The 3,445-nt window shown below is 74.9% G+C and carries 4 protein-coding genes; 2 read left to right on the top strand and 2 right to left on the bottom strand.

From position 1 onward, the window contains the following. Positions 1 to 119: 119 nt before the first annotated feature. Both ACWC9T_RS41210 and ACWC9T_RS41205 read right to left on the bottom strand, forming a co-directional pair. Complete coding sequence (locus ACWC9T_RS41210) at positions 120 to 338, bottom strand: hypothetical protein (protein WP_449826147.1); 219 nt, start codon at positions 336 to 338, stop codon at positions 120 to 122. Between the two features lie 221 nt (positions 339 to 559). Further along, the gene (locus ACWC9T_RS41205; protein ID WP_449826146.1) at positions 560 to 1,228 is read right to left on the bottom strand and encodes a methyltransferase domain-containing protein; all 669 of its coding nucleotides are present in this window, start codon (positions 1,226 to 1,228) and stop codon (positions 560 to 562) included. Between the two features lie 103 nt (positions 1,229 to 1,331). On the opposite strand from ACWC9T_RS41205, the gene ACWC9T_RS41200 reads away from it, so the two are divergent. Continuing rightward, positions 1,332 to 2,162, top strand: a complete 831-nt coding sequence (locus tag ACWC9T_RS41200; protein WP_449826148.1) for a helix-turn-helix transcriptional regulator — start codon at positions 1,332 to 1,334, stop codon at positions 2,160 to 2,162. Between the two features lie 108 nt (positions 2,163 to 2,270). Further along, the gene (gene ypfJ, locus ACWC9T_RS41195; RefSeq protein WP_449826145.1) at positions 2,271 to 3,170 is read left to right on the top strand and encodes a KPN_02809 family neutral zinc metallopeptidase; all 900 of its coding nucleotides are present in this window, start codon (positions 2,271 to 2,273) and stop codon (positions 3,168 to 3,170) included. Positions 3,171 to 3,445: the final 275 nt, after the last annotated feature.

Genomic DNA, 3,445 nt, shown 5'->3' with positions numbered 1-3,445 from the left:
ACGAGCCCGCCATCGCCGCACCCCGCCCGCAGCCGCCGGCCGCGGGGCCGGGCCGACCACGCGGACGCGCCCCGGGTCACCGGTGTGCGGCCGCCCCCGCCCCGCGCGGGCCCGGCCCGTCAGAGGCCGAACGCGGTCAGCAGGGCCGCGAACGCGTACACCGGCGGGCAGAGCGTCGTCGTGGACGACAGGCAGTCGTCGACGGCGTGCCGGCTCTGGTCGTTCTGCGCGTACGCCGGCGCGGCACTGTCGCGGCCGGCGAGGCCGCCCAGGGCGGCCCGGGCCCGCAGCGCCGCGTAGCTGCCCGGGCGGGCGCACGTGCTGCGGGTTTCCGGCATCGGGGAACAGCCGGGCCCGGCGTGGCCATCGCGGGAGCCACCGCGATGGCCACGCGCGGGCCCACGACCACGTCGAAGCGCGATGCCCGTCAGGCCATCGGGGCCCCCGCGAACGCACGATGGAAGATCACCCCTGGCGGGGGCCTGTCCTTGCCGAAGATCGGCGAGGTGCGGGTGAAGTGGTCCCGCGTCCTGCCGTCGGTGAGCCCGGGGAGCGGAAGTCAACGCGCGCGCAGCAGCAGATGCCCGCGCCGGAAGCGCTCGTCGTCGCCGGGCTCGCGCAGCATGCGGCCGATCTCGGCGAAGCCGGCCCCGGCCGCGAGTTCGGCGAGGGCGTCGATGGGCCAGCGGTAGGCGGGCGCCACCTTGTGGTCGAAGGGCGTGACCGGATCGCCCTCGGACTCGAAGAAGGCCAGCAGCGCGTGCCCGCCCGGCGCCAGCACCCGGTGGAACTCGGCCAGGTAGGCGGGCAGTTCGGCCGGCGGGGTGTGGATGAGCGAGTACCAGGACACCACCCCGCCCAGCTGCCCGTCGGCCGTCTCCAGCGCGCCCATCGAGCCCACCTCGAAGCGCGGCCCCGGGTACGTCTGGCGGGCGATGCCGATGAGCGCCGGCGACAGGTCGACGCCGAAGACGTCCAGCCCCGACTCCCGCAGGGCCGCGGTCAGGTAGCCGGGCCCGCAGCCGAGGTCCGCCACCGGGGCGGGGCCGGCGGCCCGGACGAGGTCGGCGAACGCGGTGACGAACGAGCGGTCCAGCGGCAGGTCGGCGAGCCCGCCGCGGACGAGGTCGGCGTAGCGCACGGCCACCGCGTCGTAGGCGTCGGCGGTCGCGGTCGGGTACGTCGCGGTCGGGGCCGGCGTGGTCGGGTAGGGCGAGGATTCGGACACGGGGAACGACCCTAGACCATTCGTCGGACCATCCGTCAGGCCGACCCGGGGACCGGTAATCCCTGGCTGAGGCGGGCCCGCTCGCGCCATGCTGGGCCGCATGATCGACCGTGACGCCCTCGCCGACTTCCTCAGCCGCTCCCGCGCCCGCCTGGCCCCCGCCGACGTCGGGCTGGCGCCCGGGGCCCGGCGCCGCACCCCCGGGCTGCGCCGGGAGGAGGTGGCGCAGCTGGCGGGACTGTCCGTCGACTACTACGCGCGCCTGGAACAGCGGCGCGGGCCGCAGCCCTCGCCGCAGTTGCTGGCCGCGCTGGCCCGGGCGTTGCGGCTGAGCGGGGACGAGCGCGACCACCTGTTCCACTTGGCCGGCCACGAGCCGCCGCGCCGCCACGGCGTGCTGACGCATGTGCGCCCGGGGCTGCTGCTGATCCTGGACCGACTGCACGACACGCCCGCGCAGGTGGTCTCCGACCTCGGGGACGTGTTGGCGCACAACGCGATGGCCGCCGCCGTGTTCGGGGACCTCGCCGTGCTGGCGCCCGAGCGGCGCAACCTGCTGCTGCGCTGGTTCACCGACCCGGCGAGCCGCGTCCTGTTCCCGCCCGAGGACCACGACGCGCTCGCCCGCGCCCATGTGGCGGGCCTGCGAGCGGTGCACGCGGCCCGCCCGGGGGACCGGCGGGCCGCTGAGCTTCTCACCGAACTCCTCGCCACCGGTGAGGAGTTCGCCGCGTACTGGGAGCGCCACGAGGTGGCGGTGCGGCGCAGCGGGGCCAAGCGGGTGCTGCACCCGGTGGTGGGGGAGCTGGAGCTGGAGTGCGAGGTGCTGGCCGCGGGTGGGCAGGACCAGCTGCTGCTGGTGCACACCGCGCCGCCCGGCAGTGAGAGCGCCTCGCGGCTGGAGCTGCTGCGGGTGGTCGGCGCCTCGGTGTGACGCCCCGGCTGCGGCGCGTCAGGGGCCGCTGCCCGTAGGCTGGGCGGGCCGAAGGCGGCACAGAACATCACCGAAGCGACAGAGTGGCAGAAGCGGGCAGGCAGGGGCATGCAGTTCGACGACCAGGGCGACCTCGACACCTCGCAGGTGGACGACCGGCGCGGCTTGCCCGGCGGGAAGGTCGCCATCGGCGGCGGGGCCGTGGGCCTGGTCGCGGTGCTGGTCGCGGTCCTCCTCGGCGTCGATCCCAAGCTGCTGGGCCTGTCCTCCGGGGGAGGCGGCACGTCCTCCTCCGGAGCCCGCACCAGCGGCGAGGTGCAGCAGTCCTGCAAGAGCGGCGCGGACGCCAACAGGCGCCAGGACTGCCGGATCACGGCGGTCACCAACAGCCTGCAGGAGTTCTGGCGCACCGAGCTGCCGCAGCGCACCAAGGTGGCGTACAAGCCCGCCCGGACGGTGCTGTTCACCGGCCGGGTCTCCACCGCCTGCGGGCCGGCGACCTCGGCGGTGGGCCCGTTCTACTGCCCCGGCGACCAGCAGGCCTACTTCGACCTCGGCTTCTTCGACGAGCTCTCCACCCGCTTCGGCGCCAAGGGCGGTCCCTTCGCCGAGTCCTACGTGGTCGCCCACGAGTACGGCCACCACATCCAGACCCTCACCGGCGCGATGCAGAAGGTCGGAGGCGACCGCCAGGGCGCCGACAGCGCCTCGGTGCGCCTGGAACTGCAGGCCGACTGCTACGCCGGGGTGTGGGCGCACCACGCCACCACCACCCCGCAGCCCTCCACCGGTCGTCCGCTGATCGCCGCCCTCACCGACCAGGACATCGCCCAGGGCCTGGACGCGGCCGCGGCCGTCGGCGACGACCGGATCCAGAAGCAGGCCACCGGGAAGATCAACCCGGAGGCGTGGACGCACGGCTCCTCCGACCAGCGCAAGGCCTGGTTCACCACCGGCTACCGCAGCGGCGACCTCACCCAGTGCGACACCTTCTCCGGCAAGGTCTAGTACTGCCATCACAGTCATGGGGTGTGGCCTCGGTGTTCGTAGTGGCTGAGGCGGACTGACGGGCCGCCGATCAGCGGGGGTTGGTGCTCCCGGCGCACTTCGCCGGACCCGGCGTCGCGCGCGTCACCCGCTGCGGCGCGGGGCTCGTCGCACGCTGGGCATGACCGGGGGAAAGGGGCGCTCCTGCTTGATGTGTGGGTCATGCTGTCGCGGGTTGGCGTCCCGGTAGTGTCGGGCGTTCGCCTCCGAGGGTGAGCATGACCAGGGCGATGACG

The organism is Kitasatospora sp. NPDC001159, assembly GCF_053598235.1.
This window is presented reverse-complemented; position numbering and strand designations above follow the sequence as displayed.

What these genes read in the sequence shown, in the direction of transcription:
- ACWC9T_RS41210 (WP_449826147.1), bottom strand. Translation starts at nt 338, where the DNA reads ATGCCGGAAACCCGCAGCACGTGCGCCCGCCCGGGCAGCTACGCGGCG.
- ypfJ (WP_449826145.1), top strand. Translation starts at nt 2,271, where the DNA reads ATGCAGTTCGACGACCAGGGCGACCTCGACACCTCGCAGGTGGACGAC.